The sequence below is a fragment of the Burkholderia sp. AU31624 genome (assembly GCF_020420065.1).
Lineage (GTDB): Bacteria > Pseudomonadota > Gammaproteobacteria > Burkholderiales > Burkholderiaceae > Burkholderia.
Map to the genome: position 1 here is coordinate 212,540 of NZ_JAIZRT010000001.1, position 25,512 is coordinate 238,051.

20 protein-coding genes are annotated in these 25,512 nt (G+C 69.6%); 11 read left to right on the top strand and 9 right to left on the bottom strand.

The window, feature by feature from the left end:
* The first annotated feature begins 2 nt into the window (after nucleotides 1-2).
* From LGM89_RS01135 to LGM89_RS01145, 3 genes are all read left to right on the top strand, one after another.
* Nucleotides 3-398 carry a hypothetical protein gene (locus LGM89_RS01135; protein WP_089496799.1) on the top strand — a complete coding sequence of 132 codons (396 nt, stop codon included), beginning with the start codon at nucleotides 3-5 and terminating at the stop codon, nucleotides 396-398.
* Between the two features lie 201 nt (nucleotides 399-599).
* Nucleotides 600-2,384: a nitrite/sulfite reductase gene (locus tag LGM89_RS01140; protein ID WP_226272044.1), complete on the top strand. Its 1,785-nt coding sequence runs from the start codon at nucleotides 600-602 to the stop codon at nucleotides 2,382-2,384.
* Nucleotides 2,381-2,794 carry a DUF934 domain-containing protein gene (locus LGM89_RS01145; protein ID WP_226272045.1) on the top strand — a complete coding sequence of 138 codons (414 nt, stop codon included), beginning with the start codon at nucleotides 2,381-2,383 and terminating at the stop codon, nucleotides 2,792-2,794. Before LGM89_RS01140 ends, LGM89_RS01145 begins: the two co-directional genes overlap by 4 nt.
* Nucleotides 2,795-2,872: 78 nt before the next feature.
* Here LGM89_RS01145 and LGM89_RS01150 read toward each other — a convergent pair whose 3' ends face one another.
* From LGM89_RS01150 to LGM89_RS01160, 3 genes are all read right to left on the bottom strand, one after another.
* Nucleotides 2,873-4,153: a virulence factor family protein gene (locus LGM89_RS01150; protein ID WP_089496796.1), complete on the bottom strand. Its 1,281-nt coding sequence runs from the start codon at nucleotides 4,151-4,153 to the stop codon at nucleotides 2,873-2,875.
* Entirely contained in the window at nucleotides 4,150-6,744 is a 2,595-nt protein-coding gene (gene mprF, locus LGM89_RS01155; RefSeq protein ID WP_089496795.1) for a bifunctional lysylphosphatidylglycerol flippase/synthetase MprF, read from the bottom strand. Before mprF ends, LGM89_RS01150 begins: the two co-directional genes overlap by 4 nt.
* A gap of 402 nt (nucleotides 6,745-7,146) precedes the next feature.
* Nucleotides 7,147-7,527 (bottom strand): hypothetical protein, encoded by a 381-nt coding sequence (locus LGM89_RS01160; protein WP_089498111.1) that lies wholly within the window; start codon nucleotides 7,525-7,527, stop codon nucleotides 7,147-7,149.
* A 52-nt stretch (nucleotides 7,528-7,579) separates the two neighbouring features.
* Here LGM89_RS01160 and LGM89_RS01165 point away from each other — a divergent pair, with 52 nt between their 5' ends.
* Nucleotides 7,580-8,203, top strand: a complete 624-nt coding sequence (locus tag LGM89_RS01165) for a hypothetical protein (RefSeq protein WP_226272046.1) — start codon at nucleotides 7,580-7,582, stop codon at nucleotides 8,201-8,203.
* A 25-nt stretch (nucleotides 8,204-8,228) separates the two neighbouring features.
* Here LGM89_RS01165 and LGM89_RS01170 read toward each other — a convergent pair whose 3' ends face one another.
* The 4 genes from LGM89_RS01170 to LGM89_RS01185 are packed head-to-tail and all read right to left on the bottom strand — an operon-like array spanning nucleotide 8,229 to nucleotide 16,763.
* A complete protein-coding gene (locus LGM89_RS01170; RefSeq protein WP_226272047.1) occupies nucleotides 8,229-12,416 on the bottom strand; it encodes a bifunctional nitrate reductase/sulfite reductase flavoprotein subunit alpha in 4,188 nt (1,395 codons plus the stop codon).
* 16 nt (nucleotides 12,417-12,432) lie between these two features.
* The gene (nirD, locus tag LGM89_RS01175) at nucleotides 12,433-12,780 is read right to left on the bottom strand and encodes a nitrite reductase small subunit NirD (RefSeq protein ID WP_226272048.1); all 348 of its coding nucleotides are present in this window, start codon (nucleotides 12,778-12,780) and stop codon (nucleotides 12,433-12,435) included.
* A 38-nt stretch (nucleotides 12,781-12,818) separates the two neighbouring features.
* Nucleotides 12,819-15,416 carry a nitrite reductase large subunit NirB gene (nirB, locus tag LGM89_RS01180; RefSeq protein WP_226272049.1) on the bottom strand — a complete coding sequence of 866 codons (2,598 nt, stop codon included), beginning with the start codon at nucleotides 15,414-15,416 and terminating at the stop codon, nucleotides 12,819-12,821.
* 21 nt (nucleotides 15,417-15,437) lie between these two features.
* A complete protein-coding gene (locus tag LGM89_RS01185) occupies nucleotides 15,438-16,763 on the bottom strand; it encodes an MFS transporter (protein WP_226272050.1) in 1,326 nt (441 codons plus the stop codon).
* A 665-nt stretch (nucleotides 16,764-17,428) separates the two neighbouring features.
* Between LGM89_RS01185 and cobA the strand changes: the two genes are divergently transcribed.
* The 7 genes from cobA to LGM89_RS01220 all read left to right on the top strand — a co-directional run bounded on the left by cobA (nucleotide 17,429) and on the right by LGM89_RS01220 (nucleotide 23,473).
* Nucleotides 17,429-18,199 (top strand): uroporphyrinogen-III C-methyltransferase, encoded by a 771-nt coding sequence (cobA, locus tag LGM89_RS01190; RefSeq protein ID WP_089498110.1) that lies wholly within the window; start codon nucleotides 17,429-17,431, stop codon nucleotides 18,197-18,199.
* Nucleotides 18,200-18,355: 156 nt separating this feature from the next.
* Nucleotides 18,356-18,952, top strand: a complete 597-nt coding sequence (locus LGM89_RS01195; RefSeq protein ID WP_089442307.1) for an ANTAR domain-containing response regulator — start codon at nucleotides 18,356-18,358, stop codon at nucleotides 18,950-18,952.
* Between the two features lie 5 nt (nucleotides 18,953-18,957).
* Nucleotides 18,958-20,010, top strand: coding sequence for a CmpA/NrtA family ABC transporter substrate-binding protein (locus LGM89_RS01200; RefSeq protein WP_226272051.1), 1,053 nt, complete (start codon nucleotides 18,958-18,960; stop codon nucleotides 20,008-20,010).
* 122 nt (nucleotides 20,011-20,132) lie between these two features.
* The gene (locus tag LGM89_RS01205; protein WP_226272052.1) at nucleotides 20,133-20,732 is read left to right on the top strand and encodes a uracil-DNA glycosylase family protein; all 600 of its coding nucleotides are present in this window, start codon (nucleotides 20,133-20,135) and stop codon (nucleotides 20,730-20,732) included.
* 61 nt (nucleotides 20,733-20,793) lie between these two features.
* Nucleotides 20,794-21,588, top strand: coding sequence for a YkgJ family cysteine cluster protein (locus LGM89_RS01210; protein WP_226272053.1), 795 nt, complete (start codon nucleotides 20,794-20,796; stop codon nucleotides 21,586-21,588).
* Between the two features lie 119 nt (nucleotides 21,589-21,707).
* Nucleotides 21,708-22,649, top strand: coding sequence for a helix-turn-helix transcriptional regulator (locus tag LGM89_RS01215; protein WP_175237560.1), 942 nt, complete (start codon nucleotides 21,708-21,710; stop codon nucleotides 22,647-22,649).
* Nucleotides 22,650-22,774: 125 nt separating this feature from the next.
* A complete protein-coding gene (locus tag LGM89_RS01220; RefSeq protein WP_089427313.1) occupies nucleotides 22,775-23,473 on the top strand; it encodes a fumarylacetoacetate hydrolase family protein in 699 nt (232 codons plus the stop codon).
* 70 nt (nucleotides 23,474-23,543) lie between these two features.
* Here LGM89_RS01220 and LGM89_RS01225 read toward each other — a convergent pair whose 3' ends face one another.
* Together LGM89_RS01225 and LGM89_RS01230 are read right to left on the bottom strand one after the other, a co-directional pair.
* Nucleotides 23,544-24,266: a DUF4303 domain-containing protein gene (locus LGM89_RS01225; RefSeq protein ID WP_226272054.1), complete on the bottom strand. Its 723-nt coding sequence runs from the start codon at nucleotides 24,264-24,266 to the stop codon at nucleotides 23,544-23,546.
* Nucleotides 24,244-25,455: an MFS transporter gene (locus LGM89_RS01230; RefSeq protein WP_226272055.1), complete on the bottom strand. Its 1,212-nt coding sequence runs from the start codon at nucleotides 25,453-25,455 to the stop codon at nucleotides 24,244-24,246. Before LGM89_RS01230 ends, LGM89_RS01225 begins: the two co-directional genes overlap by 23 nt.
* Nucleotides 25,456-25,512: the final 57 nt, after the last annotated feature.

Consider the following 25,512-nt stretch of genomic DNA (forward strand, 5'->3'; position numbering starts at 1 on the left):
CCATGAGTCAACTGCCCTACCTCGATCACGACGCGCTGTTGAAACTGACCGTTGAAGCCGCGCACATCACGCAGTCGTGCCTCTGCACGAAAACGCCGCTCGCCGGATGGACGACCCTGCCGCTGTCGCTGCAGGACGCGCAACTGACCGAAGTCGCCACGCTCGCGCCACTTGGCGAGACGGAACCGACCTACGCCGAATATCATCCGGCCGGCACGCGCTACGCGTCGGACGACGCGCCGATCGCACTGCGCCATTTCCCGTACAACCGCTGCACCGTCAACCGCTGCCGCTCGTGCGGCCGCCTGTTCCTGCGCTATCAGGAAGGCGGCGGCTACTTCATCGACCAGCGCATCCGCGCGCTCGATCCGGCGCTCGTCGTCGACGCTCCCGCATAAACGCCCGCCACGGGCATGCACGCACGCATGCCCGGCCCGCGCCGGCGTCACGCCGGCCATCTGCTGCGCCCTTTTCGTCCCCATCTGCTGCTTGTCCCGCCGCACCGCGTTCCTTACGCTGTCCCCGGTTGCCTGACACCCGTCGCAACGTCTGTCCCGAGCCACGCGCGCCGCGCCACGGCTCCTCTCGCGTATCACGTCATGTATCGATATACCGTTTTCGACCGGGCGCTCGTGCACAGCCGCGCCGCCCAGTTTCGCGACCAGCTCGAGCGCTGGCAGCACGGCACGCTGAGCGAGGACGCATTCCGGCCGCTGCGCCTGCAGAACGGCTGGTACGTGCAGCGCCATGCGCCGATGCTGCGCGTGGCCGTCCCGTACGGCGAACTGTCGAGTGCGCAGCTGCGCGTGCTCGCGCGGATCGCGCGCGACTACGACGTGCCGGACGACGCCACCTACCGCGCCGCATCGGACGCGCAGGCCCTGCTCGGCACGCTCCGCCTGCCGACCCGCAGCGCGCACTTCACGACACGCACCAACGTGCAGTTCAACTGGATTCCGCTCGACAAGGCCGCCGACGTGATGGACCTGCTCGCGACCGTCGACATGCACGGCATCCAGACGAGCGGCAACTGCATCCGCAATATTTCGTGCGACGAGCGCGCGGGTGTCGCGCCGGACGAGATCGCCGATCCGCGCCCGTTCGCGGAAGTGATGCGCCAGTGGACCACGCTGCACCCCGAATTCGCGTTCCTGCCGCGCAAGTTCAAGATCGCGATCACCGGCGCGACCGAAGACCGCGCGGCCACCGACTGGCACGACGTCGGGCTCAAGCTCGTGCGCAACGACGCAGGCGAGCTCGGCTTTCGCGTGAGCGTCGGCGGCGGGATGGGGCGCACGCCGATGATCGCGACGCTGCTGCGCGCGTTCCTGCCGTGGCAGCACGTGATGAACTACATCGAGGCGATCGTCCGCGTGTACAACCGCTACGGACGGCGCGACAACAAGTACAAGGCGCGCATCAAGATCCTCGTGAAGACCGAGGGACAGCGCTACATCGACGACGTCGAGGAGGAGTTCCGCCAGATCGTCGATCACGACGGCGGGCTGCACACGATTGCCCAGGTCGAGTTCGACCGCGTCGCCGCATCGTTCGTCCCGCCGCGGCTCGAGCCGCGCACGGTCAGCCTGCGCGACGCGGACCTGCGCCTGTCCGCCCAGGCGGCACGCCATCCGGCCTTCGCGCGCTGGCTCGCACGCAATGTGGCCGACCACCGCGATCCGGCGCTGCGCATCGTCACGCTGTCGTTCAAGCGCCGCCTGCAGGCACCGGGCGACGCGTCGCCGGACCAGCTCGACGCGCTCGCCGATCTCGCCGACCAGTTCTCGGCCGGCGAGGCGCGCGTCACGCACACGCAGAACGTCGTGCTGCCGTGGGTGCATGTCGACGACCTGTTCCTGCTGTGGGAACACGCGCGTGCGGTCGGGCTCGCGAGCGCGAATGTCGGACTCCTGACGGACATGATCGCGTGCCCGGGCGGCGACTTCTGCGCGCTCGCGAATGCACGCTCGATCCCGATCGCCGATGCGATCGCCGAGCGCTTCCAGGATCTCGACATGCTGCACGACGTCGGCGACATCGACCTGCACATCAGCGGCTGCATCAACTCGTGCGGCCATCATCACAGCGGCCACCTCGGCATCCTCGGCGTCGACAAGGACGGCGCCGAGTGGTATCAGGTCACGCTCGGCGGCTCGGACGGCTCGACCGCGAGCGGCCCCGCGCGGCCGGGCAAGGTGATCGGCCCGTCGTTTTCGGCGGACGAGATCGTCGATGTCGTCGATGCGATCGTCAATGCGTATCTCGACGCGCGCATCGACGACGACGGCCGCAGCGAACGATTCATCGACACCGTCCGCCGCATCGGCCCGGAACCCTTCAAGGCCGCCGCGAACGACGCGCGCCATCAGGTGGAGCACGCATGACGCACGAAGAGAATCCGACCGCACGCATCCGGCTGCTGACACCGGCCGAACACGCCGGCGATTCGCAGCAGCACGGCACGGCGACGCTGACGATCGGTAACGACGAGGAACTGCCACCGCTCGCCGAACACATCGCGCGGGCCGCGCGCATCGACCTCGCGTTTCCGTCGTTCACCGATGGGCGTGCGTACAGCCAGGCGTACCTGCTGCGCAAGCGCTACGGCTTCACGGGCGACCTGCGCGCGACCGGCGAGGTGCTGGTCGACCAGTTGCTGCTGATGGAACGCACGGGGTTTTCGAGCGCGGTGCTCGGCGACGGCACGGACATCACGGCCGCGCGGCGGCAGCTCGACCGGTTCACCGGCTTCTACCAGCACGATGCGCGAACGACAACGCCCGCCGAAAAATGAAACGGGCGGCCCGCGGGCCGCCCGTACGATGCACCGGAAGCTCCCGGCCGGCGCCCGCCGCGAAGCGGGCGCCGGCGTTCAGCGCGCCGCGACCGGCTTGCCGAACGCGCCGAGGATCTTCTTCTCGAGCGCGATGTAGTCGCGGCCGAAGTGGTGATCGCCTTGCGTCTTGATCACGTCGGCGCCCGTGTTCACGAGTGCCGGACACATCGTGTCCTTCTCTTCCGCGCCATAGAAGCACTGCACGAGCTGCGGCGGCACCTTCGCGATTTCCGGCGCGACCTTCAGCGCCTTGTCGCTTGCGGGCATGCCGAGCCAGCCCGTCACGCGGATCTGGAAATCGGCGGCCGGCGCGAAGCCGAGCAGCGACATCACGGCGACCTTGTCGCGCAGGTCGGCCGGCAGCCGGTTGTACGCGAACGGCATCACGTCGGCGCCGAACGAATAGCCGACCAGTGCCACGCGGTTCGCATGCCAGCGCGCCATGTAGGTGCGCATCACGCGCGCGAGATCGCGGCTCACTTGCGCCGGCGGCTTCTCGCTCCAGAAATAGCGCAGGCTGTCGATGCCGACCACCGACACGCCGTCGCGCTGCAGCGCCTCGGCGATCGTCTTGTCGAGATCGCGCCAGCCGCCGTCACCTGAGATCACGATCGCGAGCTGGCCGTTGCCACCTTTGGCCGGCAGCTCGACGAGCGGCAGGTCCGACACGTCGAGTTCGTCGCCGCGGGTGGTGTCCAGCAGATGCGACGTGACGAGCGACACGAGCTTCGCGGAATCGCCCGTGGCCGCCGTATCGACGAAGCCGGGCATCGCGCGGCGCACGATCGTCGGATCGGGCGGGCACGGCTTGAAGCGCGGATCGAGCTTGGCAGCGGGATCGACCGAGACGACGCCGGCGATCGTGTTCTCCGGCGCCATCGACAGGATCTGCTTCGCGATCGCGCCGCCCTGGCCCACGCCCGCGACGATCGGCGTGAAGTAGCGCGACGACTGTGCAAGGCGCTCGAGCTGATGACTGACCGCTTCGGCGTCGCCGTCGAGGTGATGGCAGGTCTCCTGCTTCGCGGCGAGATTCATCGCGTACCGCTCGGAATCGACGCCGACCGTCATCGCACCGGCCTTCGCGAGCGCATCGGCGGCCTGCTGGTCGGCCGCATTCCAGCCGGCCTCGCGCGAGAACAGCACGACGAAGCCGCGCAGCGGCCCGCTGGGTTTGGTCACGGTCACGGGCCCGTAGCGGCCGCCCGATACGGTTTCGGCCTTCATTGCGGCTGGCTGGGTGGCGCACGCGGCGCCGGCCAGCATCATTCCCGCGCAGGCGGCTGCCGCCCGCGCGATTCCCTTCTTCAACATCATGAACGCCGACCTCCAGCCAGCAATGACAGATCCGCCAGCGTGACGAACACGCCGACCGTGCCCGAGGCCGCGAGGTAACGCGGCTCCCAGTGCGGTTCGAACTTGCTCTTGAATGCGCGCAAGCCGCGGAAGTTGTAGAAGCGGCCGCCGAAGCGCCAGACCATCAGGCCGATGCGGTGCAAAGGCGACGGCATCTTCGCCGCCCCCATCCCCGAGAACGGCGCGATGCCCAGGCTCAGCTTGCGGAAACCCGCTTCCTTCAGATGCAGCGCGAGCTGCGTAAACAGATATTCCATCGCGTACGGCGACGCGTCCGGCAGATGGCGCATCACGCCGACCGTCGCCTCGGTGTTGAGGTCGGTCGTCATGAACGTGACGAACGCGATCGGCTTGTCGGCCTGCCGCACGAGCATCACCGACTGCGTCGCCAGATAGCCGTCGTGGAACGCGGCGACCGAGAAGCTCTTCTCGCGCGCGTCGCGGCTGTCGAGCCAGCCGTCCGAGATGTCGCGCAGCGCCGGCAGCGCGGCCGGCACGTCGCTCGGCGCGATCACCTCGACCGTCAGCGCGTCCTTGTCGCCGCGGCGCAGCGCGTAGCGCAGGTGCGAGCGGTTCGAACCTTTCAGGTCGAACCGGTCGAGCGCGATATGCGCTTCCTCGCCGAGCTTCATCAGCGTGAGCCCCGCGTCGAGATACAGCGGCAGCGCGTTCGCGCGCACCTGGTAGAACGCCGCACGGCCGCTATGCGCGTGGGCGAGCGCGATGAACTTGCTGATCAGCGCCGGCCATTCCTCGCGCGGCCCGACCGGATCGTGCAGCGCGGCCCACGTGCGGCCGTTCTTCGCATACATCAGGAAGGCCCGGCGGGACTCCGAGAACAGGAACGACTTGTCGCCCATCAGCGCGAGGCCCGCATCGCTGCATTCCTGTGCGCGGATGATTCGTTCGGCATCCGACAGGTCCTGCTCCGCAGGCTTCACGAAACGACCCGGCGCCGGGCGCAGCAGTTGCCACAACGCGAACAGCGCGACGAATACGCCGGACGCGAGCGTCGCGCGCAGTGCCCGCGGCGCGCGCGCGTCGAACGAGAAATGCGACCACAGCTCGCGCGTGTACGGCACGTCGCGGAACGCGAAGAACAGCACCCACACGGCCAGCATCAGTACCATCGCCACCGACACGAACCAGCTCACCGTGAAGCGCTCCGCCAGCAGCGACGAATGGCGGTTGAAGCGGCGACGGCTGACGAGCAGCAGCACCAGCAGCGTGCCGAGCACGCCGGCCTCGACGAACGCGAGGCCCTTCGCCAGCGACAGCGCGAGGCTGGCGAGCGTCAGCGCGAAGGTCATCCACCAGGCACCGTCGAGGCGGCGCAGCAGCCCGCGCGCGACGAACAGCAGCGCCACGCCGAGCACGCTGCAGATCACCTGCGAGCCTTCGAGCACCCACAGCGGCACGAGGTGGCGCAGGATCGCGATCCGGTGCCAGAACGCGGGCGTCGCGCTCGAGATCACCAGCATCCCGCCGACCGCGAACGTCACGAGGCTCAGGAACACCGGCGCGAGCTGCGACACGCGCACGGCCTGCCGCGTCACGAGCCGGCGCCGCAGCGCGCGGCCTTCGAAACCGGCCAGCAGGCCGGCCGACAGCACGAGCGGCACGCCGAAATAGATCGCGCGATACGCGATCAGCGCGGCGACCATCGCGTGCGGCGGCACTTCGCGGCCCAGCGTGAAGACCATCGCCGCTTCGAACACGCCGATCCCGCCCGGCGTATGGCCGATCATCCCGAGCAGCAACGCGGCGGCGTAAACAGTAATGAAGGTCGGGAAGCCGACCGGCGCGGCCGGCAGCAGCACCCACAGCGTCAGGCCCGCCGCGACGACGTCGAGCACCGCATAGACGACCTGCGCGACGAGATCGCGCCGCGCCGGCACGTCGAACGACAGCCACTTGAAGCGCGTGACGACCGGGCGTGCGGCGTGGCCGCACATCACGACCATCGCGGCCAGCACCACCAGCAGCGCCGCGCCGGTCCACGTCAGCACGCCGGGCGCGACGTGCAGCATCGCGGCGAGCGCTTCCGGCATGCAGACCATGCCGACTGCCGTCATCAACACCATCGCGAGCGCCAGCGTGCCGCTCGTGAACACCGTCATCCGGCCGATCTGCGCGGGCGTGACGCCCGACACGCCGTACACGCGTGCGCGCACCGCGCCGCCCGTCAGCGCGCCGAAGCCGGTCGCGTTACCGAGCGCGGACCCGGCGATCGCGCCGATCCACAGCGCGACGCGCGGCACCTTCGCGGCGACGTAGCGCAGGCCGACCGCGTCGCGGGCGACGAGCGCGAGATAGCTGAGGGCCGTCGCGGCCAGCGACGCGCCCCACTCGCCGGCGGACATATGACGCAACTGGCGGATCACCGACCGGTAGTCGACGGATTCCGACAGGTGCTGGAAAACCACGATCAGCAGCAGGCCGATGCCGAGCGCAAGCAGCGGCGACAGCACGCGCTCGTTGCGGATCAGCGCCCGGGCACGGGCGATCACCGCCGCGGCACGACCAGGCGAACCAGAGTGGCGGGAAGACATAAGTTGTTCAGTGGTGGTGCATAGCGTGTCGCGGCGCGGGTTGGCCGGGCGGCGACGTATCTGTGGTTGTTCTGCGTGGGCGGCCGGCCGAAGACGGGCTCGGAGGCGCCTGGGTCAGAACTTACGAGTATACGGAATTTATATTACAGAATCTTTCACGTCGGCTTTGTGCGGATTTGTGGTATCTCGTCCATCAAAAACGCATAAAGAAACAAGGCGTCCTGCAACGCAAGGTGCGCATCATACCGGGAACCGGGATGGTTTTTTCATCTGATGAATGACTTGTGATGCATTTGGGAGAAAATCGCCGCGCGCGCCCGCGCGGACAGGGACAAATGCGCAATGCCGCGCGGCTTTTCGGGGACGGGACGCGCCGATCCCGGGCAAGCATCCCGCTTCCCGTCACTTCGCCCGCTCATGCTCCCCCAACCCGATCGCCTTGTAGTCGTAAGTCGGATAGAACTCCGTCCGGTACGCGCCCCACGCCGTGTCCTCGAGCACGCGATTGACCTCCCGCAGCCGCGACGCCGGCAGCCGCAACACGACGATCTGCCCGATCCCCATCGTCACGGTCCAGCTCACCACTTCGACACCCGGCGGCGGAAACGCCTTGTAGAACCCCTGCTTCGCAAGCTGCGCATTCAGCTCGGCCAACGGGCGCGACTGATCGTGTTTCAGGAATACCGTGAGCAATATTGCGTTGTCGGGGGTCGCGGCGGCCGAGCCGACGGGCGACGACGCGCCCTGCGCGGCAGCGGACAGGTTCCATGCCGCTGCCGCCATCAGGATGCCGATGGTCGCGGCCCGGGCCGCCGCCCTGACGAATCTCGTCTTCATGTTTGCTCCGGTCGATCGTGAAGGAAGGTGTGTGCCGGCCGCGAAACGAACCGGCCGTTGCCGGCGCCGACGCCTGTGCTACGCTGCGACGATCGATTCCCGCCCGCGGCCGCGACGCCGCCGGCCGAGCGCAAGCGGCATGCCCGCCGCCGCGAAGGAACCCATCGGAATGAAAATGACTTCGCTGAAGAATATGCCGATTTTCGGCGGAGATACGCCGGAAACGGTCCGGGTGGCCGTCACGCTGCTGGCTGGCGCGTGGTGCATCTTTTCGTACCGCGTCGCCATTTTCGAGTCGGCCATCGTTCCGGCCCTGCTCGACCGCGTCTCGGGCGACGCGTTACGCGTCAGGATCGTCCAGATGCTCGCGGCGGCCTTCATCGCGATCGCCCTCGTCCTCGCGCTGCTCGTCGTGCAGATCGCGCGCCGGAAGAACTGGGCGCGCCTCACGATGATCGGGCTGGTCATCGCCATGCTCGCGTTGATGGCCTTTACGGTCGCCCATCGGCCGGCCGATTTCCTGAGCGCCGTCTACTGCCTGTGCACGCTGGCGACCTTGCTGTTGCTGTCGCGCTCGAGCCGGCAGTGGTTCGGCCGGCCGCAACCGGACGATCACGCGTAACCCGCCGGGCCCGCGTCGCCGGGGTTCAGTACACGTCCCGCATGTAGCGCCGCGCCTTCGAAAGCCGCGCGACATAATCGTTCGCGGCTTCATCCGACATCCCGCCGTGCTCGGCGACCACCGCCTTCAGCGCCGTATCGACATCCTTCGCCATCCGCGCGGCATCGCCGCACACATAGAAGTGCGCGCCTTCCTCCAGCCACGCGAACAGCTCGGCGCCCTGCTCGCGCATCCGGTCCTGCACGTAGATCTTGTCGGCCTGGTCGCGCGAGAACGCGAGGTCGAGCCGCGTCAGGAAACCGCTGTCGTGCATCGCACCCAGCTCGTCGCCGTAGTAGAAGTCGGTCTGCGCATGCTGCTCGCCGAAGAACAGCCAGTTGCGCCCGCGCGCGCCGCGTGCCTGCCGCTCGTGCAGAAAGCCGCGGAACGGCGCGACACCGGTACCGGGGCCGACCATCACGATCGGCACGTCGCCGTTCACCGGCGGCCGGAAATGCGCGGACTTCTGCACGAACACCGGCACGCGGCCGTCGTCCGCGCGATCGGCGAGGAACGTCGACGCCACGCCTTTGCGCGCGCGCCGGCCATTGTGATAGCGCACGGCCGACACGGTCAGGTGGATCTCGCCCTGGTGCGCGCTCGGGCTCGACGCGATCGAATAGAGGCGCGGCTGCATGCGCTTGAGCATCCCGACCAGCTCCGTGCCCGACAGCTCGACCGGAAACTCGTGCAGCACGTCCGCAAGCTGCTGCCCCCACAGCCATTGCTTCAGGTCGCCCTTGCGGTCGTCGCCGAGCAGCGACTTCAGCGCGCCGTTCGCGCTGCGCGACGCGATGAAGGCGAGCGTGTCCGGATGCGGGCGCGTGATGTCGAAGTGACGCGCGAGCGCGTCGCCGAGGCGCACGTCGCCGACACCCGCGATCGACACCGGCGCATCGGCCTTCAGCGCCGTGACCGACAGCAGCTCGTCGACCAGCTCCGGGCAGTTGGTCGGCCACACGCCGAGCGCGTCGCCGGTTTCGTATTCGAGGTTCGCGCCTTCGGTCGACAGCGACACGTAGCGCGTGTCCTTCGCCGCGCCCGGGCGGTTCAGCCGCAGGTTCGCGACGAGCTTCGACGGCGCCGGATGCGCCTTGGTCGGCAGCAGCCCCGACGGGCTGATCCCGCCGCTCGGCACCGCGTGCAGCGCGGCATCGGCCTCCTTGATCCGCGCGACGACGCGTTCGAGCCAATGGTCGGCGTCGCGCTGGAATTCGACGTCGCAATCGACGCGTGCGCAGAGGCGCGCCGCGCCGAGTTCCGCGAGCCGCGCGTCGAGCCGGCGGCCGTGGCCGCAGAACTGGTCGTAGTTGCGATCGCCGAACGCGAGCACCGCGAAGTGCACGCCGTCGAGGCGCGCGGCGCTGCCGGCCCGCAGCGCGTCCCAGAATTCGCTGCCGTTGTCGGGCGCATCGCCGTCGCCGAACGTGCTGGTCATCAGCAGCACGTATTGCGCACCGGCCAGCGACGCCACCGGATAGTCGGACATGCATGCCGTGCGGATCTCGAAGCCCGCGTTCATCAGTTGCGTCGCGTAGTCCTCGGTCAACGATTCGATGTTGCCGGTCTGCGACGCCCACAGCAGCACGACCTTCGGCCGTGTACGCACGATCCGCACGCCGCCGGACGCAGTGACATCGGCCGTCGGCGCAGGCGCCGCGGCACCCGGCACGCTCGCCGGCAGCGAGCGGCTGAACAGGCCGGCCAGCATGCCGTCGAGCCAGAACCGCACCGGCGGCGTGAGCGGCGCGCCGGCCGGCAGCACGGGTACGCCGCCCTCGCGCCGGCCGGCGCTCGCCCTCAGCCCGCTGACGAGGCCGGCCACGTACAACCGTTCGGTGTCCGTCAACGGCGGCGGCGCGAGGTCGGCCACGCCGAGCGCGGCCGCGAAAGTGTCGAGGTCTGCCATGTCGGATTCCTGTGAAGCAAGCGCCGGCGCGGACACTGGCCGCGCGTCGTCGGCGCGGGCGTCGGGTTGCGCCGTCTCGTCGTCGGCGGACGCGAACGCATCCGTCTCGACGCGCCGCAGCGCGACCGCGCAGTATTTCAGTTCGGGTTGCTGCGATTCGGGATCGATCGCGTCGTTCGTCACCGCGTTGATGCACAGGTCGTCGCCGTACACGTCGTTCCAGTGCATCGGCGCGAAGCAGTTGCCGCGCCGCACGCGCTCGGTCACGACCGCCGGCAGCACCGCGCGGCCGCGCGCCGAGCGGATCTCGACGCTGTCCTTCGCGGCGATGCCGAGCGCGCTCGCATCGTCCGGGTGCAGCTCGACGAACGGGCGCGGGTTGAGCTTGTTCAGCATCGCGACCTTGCCCGTCTTCGTCATCGTGTGCCATTGATGCTGCAGCCGCCCGGTGTTCAGCACGATCGGGAACGTGTCGGCGGGCCGCTCGGCCGGATCGACGTGCGGCCGCGCGAAGAAGCGCGCCTTGCCCGACGGCGTCGGGAACGCGAGGCGCGGCGCGTCGCTCGCGCTACCGTTGCCCGCCGGCCGCAGCGTCTGGCTCACGCCGTCGTTCAGATAGCGGATCGGGTGCCGTTCGCGCGCGGTGCCCGGCGCGACCGGCCACTGCACGGGCCCGTCGCGCAGCGCCGCATGGCTCGCGCCGCGCAAGTCGTAGCCGGTCGCCGGATTCGAGAAGCGCACGATCTCGTCGAACACGTCGGCCGCCGACGCATAGTCGAACGCATCGCCGAAGCCCATCGCACGCGCGACTTCCGCGACGATGCGCCAGTCGGGCAGCGCGTCGCCCGGCGGCGCGACCGCCGCGCGCATCAGCGTCATGTTGCGCTCGGAGTTGACCATCACGCCGTCGCCTTCCGCCCACAGCGCGCCGGGCAACAGGATGTCCGCATAGCGGTTGGTTTCGGTGTCGAGGAAGGCGTCCTGCGCGATCACGAGCTCGGCGGCCTGCAACCCGGCGATCACGTTCTGCCGGTTCGGCACCGTGGCGACCGGGTTCGTGCAGATGATCCAGCAGGCCTTGATGTCGCCGGCCGCCATCCGCGAGAACATGTCGACCGTGCCTTGCCCTGTCTCCTTGCGCAGCGTGCCGGCCGGCACGCGCCACAGGTTCTCGACGAAACGGCGATCGTCGTCCGACGCCACCGAGCGCTGGCCCGGCAGCCCGGGGCCCATGTAGCCCATCTCGCGCCCGCCCATCGCGTTCGGCTGGCCGGTCAGCGAGAACGGGCCGCTGCCGGTGCGGCAGATCTTGCCCGTCGCGAGATGCAGGTTGCAGATCGCATTGGTGTTCCACACGCCGTGCGTGCTCTGGTTGAGCCCCATCGTCCAGCAGCTCATCCACTCCTGCGCGTCGCCGATCCACTCCGCGGCCGTGCGAAGGTCGGCTTCCGCGAGGCCGGTGATGTCGGCGACACGCTCGGGCGTGTAGTCGGCGAGGAACGCGGGCATCGCGTCCCAGCCTTCGGTGTACGCGTCGATGAACGCGGCATCCGTGCGGCCGTTCGCATGCAGCAGGTGCAGCAGCCCGTTGGTCAGCGCGAGATCGGTGCCCGGCCGGATCTGCAGGAACAGGTCGGCCTTGTCGGCCGTGCCGGTGCGGCGCGGATCGACGACGATCAGCTTCGCGCCGGCCTTCACGCGATCCATCATCCGCAGGAACAGGATCGGATGACAGTCGGCCATGTTCGCGCCGATCACGAAGAACAGGTTCGCGCGATCGAAATCCTGGTACGACCCGGGCGGCCCGTCCGCGCCGAGCGACTGCTTGTAGCCGGTACTCGCGCTCGCCATGCACAGGCGCGAATTCGACTCGATGTTGCGGGTGCCGACGAAGCCCTTCGCGAGCTTGTTGACGAGGTATTGCGCCTCGATCGACATCTGACCCGATACGTAGAACGACAGCGCGTCGGGTCCGTGCGTATCGAGCACCGCGCGCAGACGGCGCGCGGTATCGGCGATCGCGTCGCGGGCCGGCAGCGGCACCAGGTCGTCCTCGCGCGCGCGCCGCACGAACGCGCGGTCGAGCCGCCCCGAGCGGCGCAACGCGACGTGCGCCGACGCGCCCTTCGTGCACAGCCGCCCGAAGTTGGTCGGATGGTCGGCGTCGCCGGACACCTTGACGACTTCGCCTTCCTCGACGTGCAGCACCATCCCGCAGCCGACGCCGCAGTACGGGCACACACTTTTGACGGGGGTGGCGGTCATGCGCGCTCCGGGGCGGTCAGGCTGCGATCCACACGAAACCGTCCTCGACCCGCGACGGATACGCGCTCACCGACTGCTCCGGCACCTCGAGGCATTCGCCGGTGCGCAGGTCGAAGTGCTGCTTGTACAGCGGCGACGCGACGACCACGCGCTCGCCGAGGCTGCCGATCAGCCCACGCGACATCACGGCCGCCTGCGACACCGGATCGACGTTGTCGATCGCGAACACGCCGCCGGCTTCGGCATGCGCGACGTGAAAAACCGCGACCTGCTCGCCGTTGACGAGCGCACACACGCCGGTGTTGGGCACGATGTCGTCGAGCGCGCACACGCGGGTCCAGGACAGCGGAAGACGATCGTTCATGATGGACTCCTTTGGAAAAACGCGGGTGTCGGTCAGGGTCAAACGGTAGCGGGTTCGGTGGCGGCTTGCGTCACGCCTTCAGCGACGACGGGAATCGACACAAGCTTGCCGCCCGCGCGTTCGCCCGGTGTCGCGGGCCGGATCTGGCCGCGCGTCTCGACGAATTCGATGGTCGTGTCGGGCGCGTCGCTGTTCACGAAGTGACGGAAGCGCTTGCGCGTGTCGGGATCGGTCACGGCCTTCTTCCATTCGCACTCGTAGGTGTCGACCACATGCTGCATGTCGGCTTCGAGTTCGGCGCCGATCCCGAGCCGGTCGTGCACGACGACGTCGATCAGGTAGTCGAGGCCGCCTTCGAGGTTGTCGCGCCACACGCTGGTGCGTTGCAGCCGGTCGGCGGTGCGCACGTAGAACATCAGGAGGCGGTCGATGTAGCGGATCAGCGTCGGACGATCGAGATCGGACGCGAGCAGTTCCGCATGACGCGGCTTCATCCCGCCGTTGCCGCACACGTACAGGTTCCAGCCCTTCTCGGTCGCGATGATGCCGACGTCCTTGCCCTGGGCTTCCGCGCACTCGCGCGTGCAGCCGGACACGCCGAACTTGATCTTGTGCGGCGCGCGCAGCCCCTTGTAGCGGTTCTCCAGGTCGATCGCGAGGCCGACCGAATCGCCGACGCCGTAACGGCACCACGTCGACCCGACGCACGACTTCACGGTGCGCAGCGCCTTGCCGTACGCGTGGCCCGATTCGAAGCCGGCGGCGATCAGTTCTTCCCAGATCGACGGCAGTTGCTCGACGCGCGCACCGAACAGGTCGACGCGCTGGCCGCCGGTGATCTTCGTGTACAGCCCATACTTTTGCGCGACCTGGCCGACCGCGATCAGCCCTTGCGGCGTGACTTCGCCGCCCGGCATGCGCGGCACCACCGAGTACGTGCCGTCGCGCTGGATGTTCGCAAGGTAGTAGTCGTTCGAATCCTGCAGCCCCGCGTGCTCCTTCTTCAGCACGAATTCGTTGAAGCACGACGCGAGGATGCCCGCCACCGCCGGCTTGCACACGTCGCAGCCGAGGCCGTGGCCGTGCTTCGCGAGCAGTTCGTCGAAGGTCGTGATGCGCTCGACGCGGATCAGGTGGAACAACTCCTGGCGCGAATGGGGGAAGTGCTCGCACAGATGGTTGTTGACCGCGAGGCCCTGCTTCTTCATCTCGGCCTTCATGATCTGCGTGACGAGCGGCACGCAGCCGCCGCACGACGTGCCGGCGCCGGTGCACGTCTTCAGCGCGCCGAGACTCGTCGCGCCGTCGGCGACCGCCGTGCAGATCTGCGATTTCGACACGTTGTTGCACGAGCAGATCTGCGCGGCCGCGGGCAGCGCCTCGACGCCGATCGCCGGCTTCGCGACGCCGTCCGACGACGGCAGGATCAGGAATTCTGGCGATTCAGGCAGCTCGATGCGATTCAGCATCATCTGCAGCAGCGTGCCGTACTCGGCCGCATCGCCGACCATCACCGCGCCGTGCAGGAACTTGCCGCAGTCGGACACCACGAGCTTCTTGTAGACCTGGCGGCGCTCGTCCGCGTACTGGTAGGTGCGGCTACCGGCGGTCGTGCCGTGCGCGTCGCCGATGCTCGCGACGTCCACGCCCATCAGCTTCAGCTTCGTGCTCATGTCGGCGCCGGCGAAGGCGACTTCGACTGCACGGTTCGCATCGCCGCCGAGCTGCTTCGCGACCACGCGCGCCATGTCGTAGCCCGGGGCGACGAGGCCGTACACCATGCCGTTCCAGGCCGCGCATTCGCCGATCGCGTAGATGTCGACATCGCTCGTGCGGCACGCGTCGTCGATCGCGACACCGCCGCGCGGGCCGATGTCCAGACCGCATGCACGGGCCAGTTCGTCGCGGGCGCGGATGCCGGCCGAGAACACGATCATGTCGGCGTCGAGGTGCGAGCCGTCGGCGAACGCCATCCGGTGCGTGCCTGCCTCGCCATCGACGATTTCCAGCGTGTTCTTGCCCGTATGCACGGTCACGCCGAGCGCCTCGATCTTCGCGCGCAGCATCCGGCCGCCGCCGTCGTCGACCTGCACGGCCATCAGCCGCGGCGCGAATTCGACGACGTGCGTGTCGAGCCCCATGTCGCGCAGCGCCTTCGCGCATTCGAGGCCGAGCAGCCCGCCGCCGACCACGACACCGCGCTTCGCGTGCGTGCCGCACGCCTGCATCGCTTCGAGATTCTCGATCGTCCGGTACACGAAGCAGCCGTCACGATCGTGCCCCGGCATCGGCGGCACGAACGGGCGCGACCCCGTCGCGAGCACCAGCTTGTCGTACGCGAGCGTTTCGCCGGACGCGAGCGTGACCGTATGCGCGGCGCGGTCGATCGACGCGACTTGCGCGTTCAGGCGCAGGTCGAACTGCGGATGACGCGCGAAGAAGCCGGGTTCGACGAGCGACAGGTCGTCCGCCGACTTGCCCGCGAAGAATTCCGACAGGTGCACGCGATCGTACGCCGGACGCGGTTCCTCGCCGAGCACCGTGACCTGCAGCGCGCCCGCGGCGCCCGCTTCCGCCGCGACGCATTCGAGGAACTTGTGGCCGACCATGCCGTGGCCGATGACGATGAGTTTCATGGTGACGTTTCCTTCGGTCGATCAGTTCGCGACGCCGCTGGCAGCCAGCGCGCGGTCGCGCAACTCGGCTTCGCGCGCCTTGTGTTCCGCGCTGAAGCGCACGGCCATCGCGCACAGCGCGGTCGCGGTGACGGCCAGCCCGAGCAGGCTCAGCGTGTGCTGCACGTCGCCGACACCCTTCAGCAGGAAGCTCGCGGCCACCGCGCCGACGTTGCCGCCCGCGCCGACGATCCCCGCCACGCCGCCGAGCGCCTTGCGGTCGATGAACGGCACCAGCGCGTAGGTCGCGCCGCAAGCCATGTGCGTGAAGAGGCCGAACGTGAGCATCGCGACGAGCGCGATGCCGACGCTTTGCGCATGCGAGAACCAGATCAGCCCGAGCCCTTCGCCGATGATCAGCGCGCACAGCAGCGTCGCGCGCACGTCGAGGCTGCGGCTTGCGGCGATCTTGTCGGACAGCCAGCCGCCGAGCGCACGCGCGAACAGCGCGAGCAGCCCGAACAGGCCGACCGCGAACCCGGCGTCCTTCAGCGACAGGCTGAAGTGATCGACGTAGTACAGCGCGGCGATGTTGTGGATGAACACCTCGACGCCGAAGCACGCGCCGTACGTGACGAACAGCATCCACACACGATAGTTGCCGCAGGCCGCGAAGAAGCTCGCCCAGCCGCCCTTCTTGCCGCTGTCGACCGTCACGCCTGCGTGGCGCAGCGCGATGATGTCGCCTTGCGGGCAGTCCTGCGTGAAGCGCCAGTACGCCCAGGCCATCACGAGCATCGCGGCGCCCGGCACGACCAGCGCGATGCGCCACGACGAATCCTCGCCGAAGCCGAGCATCAGGCCGGCGGCGACGAGCAGCGGCATCAGCGCCTGCGTCGCGCCTGCGCCGGCGTTACCCCAGCCGGCCGTCGTCGCGTTCGCGGTGCCGACCACGTTCGGCGCGAACATCACCGACGTGTGGTACTGCGTGATCACGAAGCCCGCGCCGATCGCGCCGATGCCGAGCCGGCAGATCAGGAACGACAGGTAATCGTGCGTGAACGACACCGCGAACACGGGGATCGCGCCGAGCAGCAGCAGGCCGACGTACACGCGGCGCGGGCCGAAGCGGTCGCACAGCGGGCCGACCAGCAGCCGCACGGCGATCGTCGCGGCCACCGCCGCGATGTTGATGTTGGCAACCTGCGCGGCCGTCAGGTGGAATTCGCGTGCAATCAGCGGCATCAGCGGCGCGCACGCGAACCACGCGAAGAAGCACACGAAGAACGCCATCCACGTCAGGTGGAACGCGCGCATCGGCGCGGTGCGGAAGCTGAAGAGATCGATACGGGTAGCTTTGTCGGTCATGTCATCCGCCAAACGAAAAACGGCGTCCTGCGCACCCGGTCTCGTCGAGACCCGATGCGTAGGACGCCGTTGCCCATGAAGCCCGTTGCCGGGCGCGTCGGTAATCGGTACTGCCGGACGAATCGCCATTGATCCGCCCGAAGCCCCTGACGCAAACGCCGTGCCATGTCGTCGCGAATCGGGCCCGCAGCCCCGCCACGCAAGGCTCATCGGGCGTTGCACGATGCGCGGCTTCGTGCGACCCACGATGCGCCGTGAGGCAGCGAGGCACAGATGTGGTGCGCTGCAGCACTGTCGCCGTGCGACATCGCGGTGCGCGCTGACGGGGCACGATGCACGCCGATGCGGCATCGCGGCTGCCCGCGCGCGGCGGCTGCCTTCACGCTCGGGGGCATCGCGCGGCGCAATGCGCGCCGTTGCCGCCGCCCCGGCGCGACGCGTCATGCCGGTTGGCCCGGATATTGCTGAATCCGCTGATGACACCGGCAACGGCGCCGGTGGGCAGTCCCCGCAAACCCTGCCCGTCATTCAGGCGGGCCGATCAGGACAACGGCGTCCTTCCGTGCGCGGCACGGCCGGATGCCGGTGCGTTTCGACCGCCCGCCGCCGCCGCGCAAGACATACGCGCTATCGACCGCCGCATGCCGGCGGCACTGGAACACGACATGACGACAGGCAAAGTCACGCTGCTGGGCGCCGGCCCCGGCGATCCCGATCTCCTCACGCTGAAGGCCGTGAAGGCACTGGCCGCCGCCGACGTGCTGCTGCTCGACGATCTCGTCGCGCCCGGCATCGTCGAACTCGCGCCGCAGGCACGCGTGATCCGCGTCGGCAAGCGCGGCGGCTGCCGCTCCACGCCGCAGGCATTCATCGAGAAGCTGATGCGCCGCCACGCGCTGCGCGGCGCGCACGTGGTGCGCGTGAAAGGCGGCGATGCGCTGCTGTTCGGGCGTGCCGGTGAAGAACTCGCGACGCTGCGCGCCGCCGCGATTCCGGTCGAGATCGTCAACGGCATCTCGTCGGGCTTCGCGGCCGCAGCGAGCCTCGGCATCTCGCTCACGCACCGTGCGCATTGCCACGGCGTCACGTTCGTCACCGCCCACCGTCAGGACCACGGCGAACCCGACTGGGCGCGTCTCGCGGCGACCGGCACCACGCTCGCGATCTACATGGGCATGAGCCGCGTCGACAGTATTGCCGCCGGCCTGCTCGCCGTGCTGTCGCCCTCGACGCCGGCCGCAGCCGTGCAATGGGCCGGCACGCCCGACGAACGCCGCTGGACCGGCACGCTGGGCGGTCTCGCGCGCGGCATCGACGCCGCGCGGCTCGGCAGCCCGGCCGTGATCCTCGTCGGCGGCGCGATCGGCGAAGCGGCCGTGCAGCACGTGCCGGACGCGGGCACCGCGATCGAAACGGCCTTGTCCCGGGCCGCGTAGCATGCGCGACGCCACGCGGCACCGGCCGCCTACCTATCATGAAGACAGCGGCGCCGGCCGCCGGGCCATCGCGCGCGGCACCGACCCGAGGTCCGCACGGGGCCGCCGCCCCCGATCCGCCCATCGCGCCACGATTTCGCCGCCGCCGTCCGCGTCATGAGTCCGTCTGCTTCTTCCCCCCGCCTGCGCGTGCTGCTCGTCACCGACACCGACAAGCCGATCGGCGAGCTCGGCGAGGCGCTCGCGCACCTCGGCTACGAGATGCTGAACGACGTCGCGACGCCCGCGCGCCTGCCGGCCGCCGTCGAGGAGCAACATCCCGACGTCGTGATCATCGATACCGATTCCCCGTCGCGCGACACGCTCGAGCAGCTTGCCGTGATGCACGCCACCGCGCCGCGCCCCGTGCTGATGTTCAGTCACGACGCCAATCAGTCGCTGATCCGCGCGGCGGTCGGCGCGGGCGTCAGCGCGTATCTCGTCGAAGGGCTGTCGGCCGAGCGCCTCGCGCCGATTCTCGAAGTCGCGCTCGCCCGCTTCTCGCACGACGACGCGCTGCGCCGCCGGCTGGCCGACGTCGAGCGCGAGCTCGCGGAACGCAAGCTGATCGACCGCGCGAAGCGCCTGCTGATGGACGAGCGCAAGGTGTCCGAACACGACGCCTACGCGGCGCTGCGCAAGCGCGCGATGGATCAGGGCCTGCGCATCGTCGACGTCGCGCGGCAACTGCTCGACGCGTCACCCCAGTCATGAATGCCATGGATACCTCCTCTCCCGCCGCGCCGGAACGCGCACATCTTCGCCTCGGGTTCGTCGCGCTGAGCGACGCGGCCCCGCTGATCGTCGCGCAGCGCCTGAACCTCGGCGAACGGCACGGCCTCACGCTCGAGCTCAGCCGCCAGCCGTCGTGGGCCACCGTGCGCGACAAGCTGCTGAGCGGCGAACTCGACGCCGCGCATGCGCTGTACGGGCTCGTCTGCGGATTGCAGCTCGGGATCGGCGGCCCGCAGGCCGACATGGCCGCGCTGATGGTGCTGAACCGCAACGGCCAGGCGATCTCGTTGTCGCGCGGCCTCGCCGACGCGTATCGCGCCAGCGGCAGCGTGCGCGACGCGTTCGCGACGCTCGGCCGCAAGCCGCTCCTCGCGCAGACTTTCCCGACCGGCACGCACGCGATGTGGCTGAACCACTGGCTCGCGTCGCACGACGTCGATCCGCTGCGCGACGTGCGCAGCGTCGTGATCCCGCCGCCCGAGATGGTGGCCGCGCTCGCCGGCGGCGAGCTCGACGGCTTCTGCGCCGGCGAGCCGTGGCATGCGGTGGCCGAGGCCTGCGGCGCGGGGCGGACCGTTGCCGTCACGAGCGAAATCTGGCCCGATCATCCGGAGAAGGTGCTCGCGGCCCGGCGCGATTTCGTCGCGCTGTATCCGGCCACGGCCCGCGCGCTGATCCGCACCCTCGTCGATGCGTGCGCCTGGCTCGACAGCGCCGCGCACCGTCGCGAGGCGGCCGACTGGCTCGCGTCGCCCGATGCGCTCGGCGTGCCGGCCCGGCTGATCGCACCGCGCCTGCTCGGCGACTACGGCTCGGGGCCGTTCGCCGTGCCGCCGCTGCCGATCCGCTTCCACGACGGCGGCACCGTGAACCGCCCCGATCCGCGCGAAGGCGAGTGGTTCCTGGCCCAATACCGGCGCTGGGGCATGCTCGACGGTGCGCACGACGACGCGGGGATCGCCCAAGCGATCGCACAAACCGCGTTGTATGATGCTGCCGTCGCCGAAAGCGGCGCACCGGGCCTGTCGCAGGCGTGATGCGCACCGCGTGATGCAGGCGGCGCGCGCTCCCGCGCCTCGCCTTTCCCGGGCCGCCTGCCGGCGCCCGGCACGCGGCCCCGGGTGACGCCGCATGACCACTCCGTCCCCGATCCGATTCGATGCCGAAACCCACGCGCGCGCCGCTCGACGTGCTGCTCACCGAAATCCGCGCGTGCCGTGCCTGCGAAGCCGACCTGCCGCTCGGCCCGCGCCCCGTCGTGCGGGCCCATCGCGACGCGCGCATCCTGATCGTCGGGCAGGCGCCGGGCACACGCGTCCATGCGAGCGGCATCCCGTGGGACGACGCGAGCGGCCAGCGGCTGCGCGGCTGGCTCGACGTCGATGCCGACACGTTCTACGACGAGACGCGCTTCGCGATCGTGCCGATGGGCTTCTGCTACCCGGGCCGCGGCGCAAGCGGCGACAACCCGCCGCGCCCCGAATGCGCGCCGCTGTGGATCGACCGGCTGCTCGCCGAGTTGCCGTCGATCCGGCTCACGCTGCTGATCGGCCAGTACGCGCAGCGGCATTTCCTGCGCGAGTCGCGCAAGGCCACGCTGACCGACACCGTGCACGCCTGGCGCGACTATGGCCCCGACGTGTTGCCGCTGCCGCATCCGTCGCCGCGCAATCAGGCGTGGTTCAAGCACCACCCGTGGTTCGACACCGACGTTGTGCCCGAGCTGCGGCGCCGGGTCGCGCCGCTGGTCACCCGATGAACGCGCACCGTTGCCCTGTCGCGACGCTTCGCGGCACCCTGTTATCCGTATCGAATCAAGCATGAACGACACCCCCACCGATATCGACTTTGCCTGCAACGGCTGCGGCGGATGCTGCCGCGACCTGCGGATTCCGCTGACGATCGACGAGGCCATCGCGTGGCTGCAGCGCGGCGGCCACGTGGAGCTGCTGTGCGATGCAATGCCGTGGCTCGTCGAGCCCGAGCCCGACAACGCGTTCGCCGCGTACAAGCGCGTGCGCTCGAGCGCCGCGCTCAGCGGCTCGCTGCCCGTCCGCATCACGGTCATGCTCACCGCCACCCATGCAGGGCCGTGCCCGAACCTTGGCGATGACATGCGGTGCGCGATCTACGACGCGCGCCCGCTCGTGTGCCGGATCTATCCGGCCGAAGTGAATCCGTTCGTGCCGCTGGTGCCGGACGGCAAGCAATGCACGCCCGATGCGTGGCAGCAGGCGCCGTTCGTCCGCGGCGGCACGATCGTCGATGCGGCCACCCGCGAGAACATCGCGCGCGCGCGTGCGGCGAGCGAAGCCGAAACGCCGCTGCGGGCGCGGTTGTGCAAGGTGCTGGGGATCGATACGGCGGCGGTGGCCAACGAAGGGTTCGCGGTCCACGCGCCGCCGGCTGCCGCGCTGCTTGCCGCGCTGACGGCTTTGACGGCGCAGCGCGCGTCGGAGTCGGCCCCGGCCGGCGCCGACGAGGCCATCGCCTGGATGTTGGTGTCGAACCGTACGTCGACGCTGGATGCGCTCGGGTCGGTCGGCGCGGCAAGCCAGCGTGCCGATAGCGCCACCCCGCACGCCAGTTATCTCGGCTTCCATCCGGACGAGTAATCGCCGCGCGGCATGCCGCGAGCGACACCGGGCGAAGCCATGCGGCCGCACGGATCGCCGCCGCGCCCGGTTCGCTGTACCATCGCGGCTCAACCGCGTCACGAACAGCAGAATCCTTCATGCCCTCCATCGCCCCGCCGCGCCTGTACGGGATGCCCGAACGCAGCGACCGGCTCGACTTCTACATCCGCGACCAGGCGTCGCGCCAGGCGATCACCGAGCCGCACCGGCACGCGTATTTCCAGATCCAGTTCAATCTCGGCGGCGACACCGAGCAGCGGATCGGCGGCGTCACGCGGCCGTTTCCGCGCGGCGCGCTCGCGTTCGTGCTGCCGCACCGCGAGCACCTGATCCCGCATCCGGAAGGCGCGCACTTCATCGTCATCAACTTCAGCCAGGCGTTCCTGCGCGCCGATCTCGACGTCGACCCGCTCGATCTCGAGGACGTGCCCGCGCACCGCTTTCCCGAGCTGACGCCGTTCCGCTTCCAGGAACACCTCGACTTCATCCTGACCGGCGACACCTACGAAGAAGCGCGCCGCCTCGCGCTGTGCATGCTCGACACCGATCGCGTGCGCACGTTCGGCTCGACCACGCTGCTGCGCGGCTACCTGCTGCAGCTGATCGGGCTCGTCTGCACGCAGTACGCGGGTGCGCTCGACAAGCTCGCGCAGCGCGGCGCCCAGCGCGCGGGCCGGCGCGACGCGCTCGCGCGCGTGCTGCGGCACGTGCGCGCCAACCTGACCCGCGAGGACCTGACGCTCGCCGCGACCGCCGAGGCCGCGTTCCTGTCGCCCAACTACCTCGCGCACCTGGTCCGCAAGGAAACCGGCAGCACCTTCACCGATCTCGTGACCGAGCGCCGGATCGCGCTCGCGCAGTCGCTGCTGGCCCATACCAGCCGGCGCATCGCCGATATCGCGCGCTCGGTCGGCTTCCGCGACGAAGGGTATTTCGCGCGGCGCTTCCGTGCGCGGGTCGGCGTGTCGCCGAAGGCGTACCGGGACGCGAACGCCGCGCGGCCGGACGGCGACGATTCCCCGGCGGCGGCCGACGCGTAGTTTTGTCCCGGTAAAACGCAGTTGCGTCGCATCCGGCCGCACGGCTGTCGGGTATCGTTGCACGCATGCCGGCCCGTGCACCGCACGGGCGCGGCATCCGTCTTATCACCGAACGAGGCCATCCGATGTCCGCTTATGTCATCGACGCTGCCGAGCGTCCTTCCGTCGAAGTCGACCAGTCGTCCGCGCGCTTTCCGGTACGCCGCGTCTTCTGCGTCGGCCGCAACTACGCCGACCACGCGCGCGAAATGGGCGCCGATCCCGACCGCGAACCGCCGTTCTTCTTCACGAAGCCGGCCGACGCGATCGTCCCGGCCAGCGGCACCGTCGCCTATCCGCCGCTGACGAACGACCTGCATCACGAAATCGAGCTGGTCGTCGCGATCGGCAAGGACGGCCGGTCGATCGACCCGGCCGACGCACTGTCGCACGTGTGGGGCTACGGTGTCGGCGTCGACCTCACGCGCCGCGACCTGCAGGCCGAAGCGAAGAAGCTGAGCCGTCCGTGGGACTGGGCGAAAGGCTTCGATGCATCAGGCCCCGTGACTCCGCTGCGCGCGGCAGCGGCCACCGGCCACCCGGCGACGGGCCGCATCTGGCTCGCGGTCAACGGCGACACGCGCCAGCAAGGCGACCTGGCCGACATGATCTGGGCCGTGCCCGACGTCATCGCGTATGTGTCGCGCTCGGTCGAGCTGAAGGCAGGCGACCTGATCTTCACCGGCACGCCGGCGGGTGTCGGCGCGCTGCAGCCTGGCGATCGCGTCACGGGCGGCGTCGACGGCGTCGCGACATTCGAATTCGTCGTGGGCGCGAAGCCGTAAGCCGTCACGCAGCACGCAGCACGCATGGCGGTCGCCCGTCCGGGGCCGCCGTGCGATATCCCGATTTCGGTCAGTCGTAGCGGTGCAGGAATGCGTCGGCGACGGCCGGCGGATTCAGCGCCTTCGCCGACTCGTTTTCCAGCGCCTCGGCCGCATCGTCGTCGCTGATCGACACGAACAGCGTGATCGCCGCCCTTTCGTCGCCCGTGCCGAACAAACCTTCGCGGTCGAGCAGGCGCAACGCCGCGATCATGTCGGCGTGCAGTTGCCGCACATGTTCCGGGAATCTCGAGCGGACGAACTGCGGGCTCAGCACGTCATCGGCGAGCTTGCCGCAGATCGCATTGAACGGCGACGCTTCCGCCGCCGCGTACGCCCATTCAGAGAAACCCCACGCGTACCACGGGTCGTCGTCCGGGACGGCCTGTTGCTCGCGGATCCGGCGCAGCCCTTCGACCGAATTGGCCGCCGGCACCACCGTCATCGCACCGCTGTCGGTATACAGCGCGAACGCATAGAAATGCTCGTCCGGATGTTGCGCCCGCAGCGCCCTGAATGTCGCTCTCGCGGCGTCGGCAATGTCTCGCTGGAAATCAGAAAAGTCGCTCATCGCATCCTCGTCCAGTCGCCCTTCACGCGTTGGGGCATGCCCGGCGCGCGGCGGGTTCGTCGTCTCCCGATAATCGATCGATTGTCCGCCAATCGTCCACGGCACGGTAGCCGTGCCCACCCCATGCCCGGCTCCGCGCGGTGCTGCCGCGCGTTTCCGTTCACCGCCCGGCGTCGCGCGCATCGAACACCCGCACGCAGACGGCCGCCGCCAGTGCGATCGCCGCCGACAGGAGCATCATCGCGAGCGGCGCATAGCCCGCGTTGCCGGCCGTCAGCACCGCCCCCGTCAACGACGAAAGCGCGGCCCCGCCGGCGATCGTCATCGCACCGGCCAGCCCCGACGCGCTGCCCGCCAGCGCCGGGCGCACCGACACCGCGCCGGCATGCGCGCCGGGATTGGTCAGCCCGTTGCCGATGCCGACCAGCACGCACGGCCCGAACCACGCGATCGCCTGCGTCACGCCGCCGAACCTCAGCGCGAGCCCGATCAACGGCCCCGCGCATGCGACCACCCGCCCGAACAGGATCGTCGTGGCCAGCGCGTAGCGGCGTGCGTAGCGCGCGGCCACGAAGCCGCCGAACACGAAACCGGCCGTGATGGTCCCCATGTAGAAACCGATCTCCGCCGGTGCGATGCCGAACACCGTTTGCGCGGCGAGCGGCGCGCCGGCCAGGAACGCGTAGAACGAGCCGGTCGAAAACGCCATGCAGAGCGCATAGGCCCAGAAACGGCGCGCGCGGAGCAGCGCCGGATACGCGCGAAGCTGCTGCCCGAGGCTCGACGACCGGTTCGCATGGGTTTCGACGAGGTCGAACGCACACCAGACGAACAACGCGATGCCCACCGCGCCGAGCAGCCAGAAGCTCGCGCGCCAGCCCAACGCCTGGTCGAACGCGCCGCCGAGCGTCGGGCCGAGCATCGGCGCGAACGCGGCCGCCATCGCCGCATAGCCGATCCGGCTCGCCGCGCGCGCCCCGCCGCCGGTGTCCCGGATCGTCGCCATCGATACCGGATAGACCGACGTGATCGCCGCCTGCATCAGCCGGCACGCCAGGAATGCACGAATATCGGTCGCCATCGCGCAGCCGAGCGAGCCGAGCGCGAACACGCCGACGCTCGCCAGTACGACCGGCCGCCGCCCGAACCGGTCCGACAGCGGCCCCATCACGAACTCCAGCGACGCCGCCACCGCCGCGTAACCGCCGAGCGACAGCGCGACGAGCGCATAGTCGGCGTGCAGGTCGCGCGCGATGGCCGGCAGCGACGGCAGGAACAGGCTCAGCGGCAGCACCGAGCACGCACACAGCAGGATCAGCGTCGCGAGTCTCGGCGACGCCCGTTCGGAAGCGATCGGCAGGTTCGATTGCAAGCGGATGCCCTCCATGCACGTGCCGCACGGCCGTGCGCAATGCAAAAAAAAGCCCCC

Coding starts and splice junctions, on each gene's coding strand:
- LGM89_RS01135 (WP_089496799.1), top strand. CDS start 3: ATGAGTCAACTGCCCTACCTCGATCACGACGCGCTGTTGAAACTGACC.
- LGM89_RS01140 (WP_226272044.1), top strand. CDS start 600: ATGTATCGATATACCGTTTTCGACCGGGCGCTCGTGCACAGCCGCGCC.
- LGM89_RS01145 (WP_226272045.1), top strand. CDS start 2,381: ATGACGCACGAAGAGAATCCGACCGCACGCATCCGGCTGCTGACACCG.
- LGM89_RS01150 (WP_089496796.1), bottom strand. CDS start 4,153: ATGATGTTGAAGAAGGGAATCGCGCGGGCGGCAGCCGCCTGCGCGGGA.
- mprF (WP_089496795.1), bottom strand. CDS start 6,744: ATGTCTTCCCGCCACTCTGGTTCGCCTGGTCGTGCCGCGGCGGTGATC.
- LGM89_RS01160 (WP_089498111.1), bottom strand. CDS start 7,527: ATGGCGGCAGCGGCATGGAACCTGTCCGCTGCCGCGCAGGGCGCGTCG.
- LGM89_RS01165 (WP_226272046.1), top strand. CDS start 7,580: ATGTTTGCTCCGGTCGATCGTGAAGGAAGGTGTGTGCCGGCCGCGAAA.
- LGM89_RS01170 (WP_226272047.1), bottom strand. CDS start 12,416: ATGACCGCCACCCCCGTCAAAAGTGTGTGCCCGTACTGCGGCGTCGGC.
- nirD (WP_226272048.1), bottom strand. CDS start 12,780: ATGAACGATCGTCTTCCGCTGTCCTGGACCCGCGTGTGCGCGCTCGAC.
- nirB (WP_226272049.1), bottom strand. CDS start 15,416: ATGAAACTCATCGTCATCGGCCACGGCATGGTCGGCCACAAGTTCCTC.
- LGM89_RS01185 (WP_226272050.1), bottom strand. CDS start 16,763: ATGACCGACAAAGCTACCCGTATCGATCTCTTCAGCTTCCGCACCGCG.
- cobA (WP_089498110.1), top strand. CDS start 17,429: ATGACGACAGGCAAAGTCACGCTGCTGGGCGCCGGCCCCGGCGATCCC.
- LGM89_RS01195 (WP_089442307.1), top strand. CDS start 18,356: ATGAGTCCGTCTGCTTCTTCCCCCCGCCTGCGCGTGCTGCTCGTCACC.
- LGM89_RS01200 (WP_226272051.1), top strand. CDS start 18,958: ATGGATACCTCCTCTCCCGCCGCGCCGGAACGCGCACATCTTCGCCTC.
- LGM89_RS01205 (WP_226272052.1), top strand. CDS start 20,133: ATGCCGAAACCCACGCGCGCGCCGCTCGACGTGCTGCTCACCGAAATC.
- LGM89_RS01210 (WP_226272053.1), top strand. CDS start 20,794: ATGAACGACACCCCCACCGATATCGACTTTGCCTGCAACGGCTGCGGC.
- LGM89_RS01215 (WP_175237560.1), top strand. CDS start 21,708: ATGCCCTCCATCGCCCCGCCGCGCCTGTACGGGATGCCCGAACGCAGC.
- LGM89_RS01220 (WP_089427313.1), top strand. CDS start 22,775: ATGTCCGCTTATGTCATCGACGCTGCCGAGCGTCCTTCCGTCGAAGTC.
- LGM89_RS01225 (WP_226272054.1), bottom strand. CDS start 24,266: ATGCGCGCGACGCCGGGCGGTGAACGGAAACGCGCGGCAGCACCGCGC.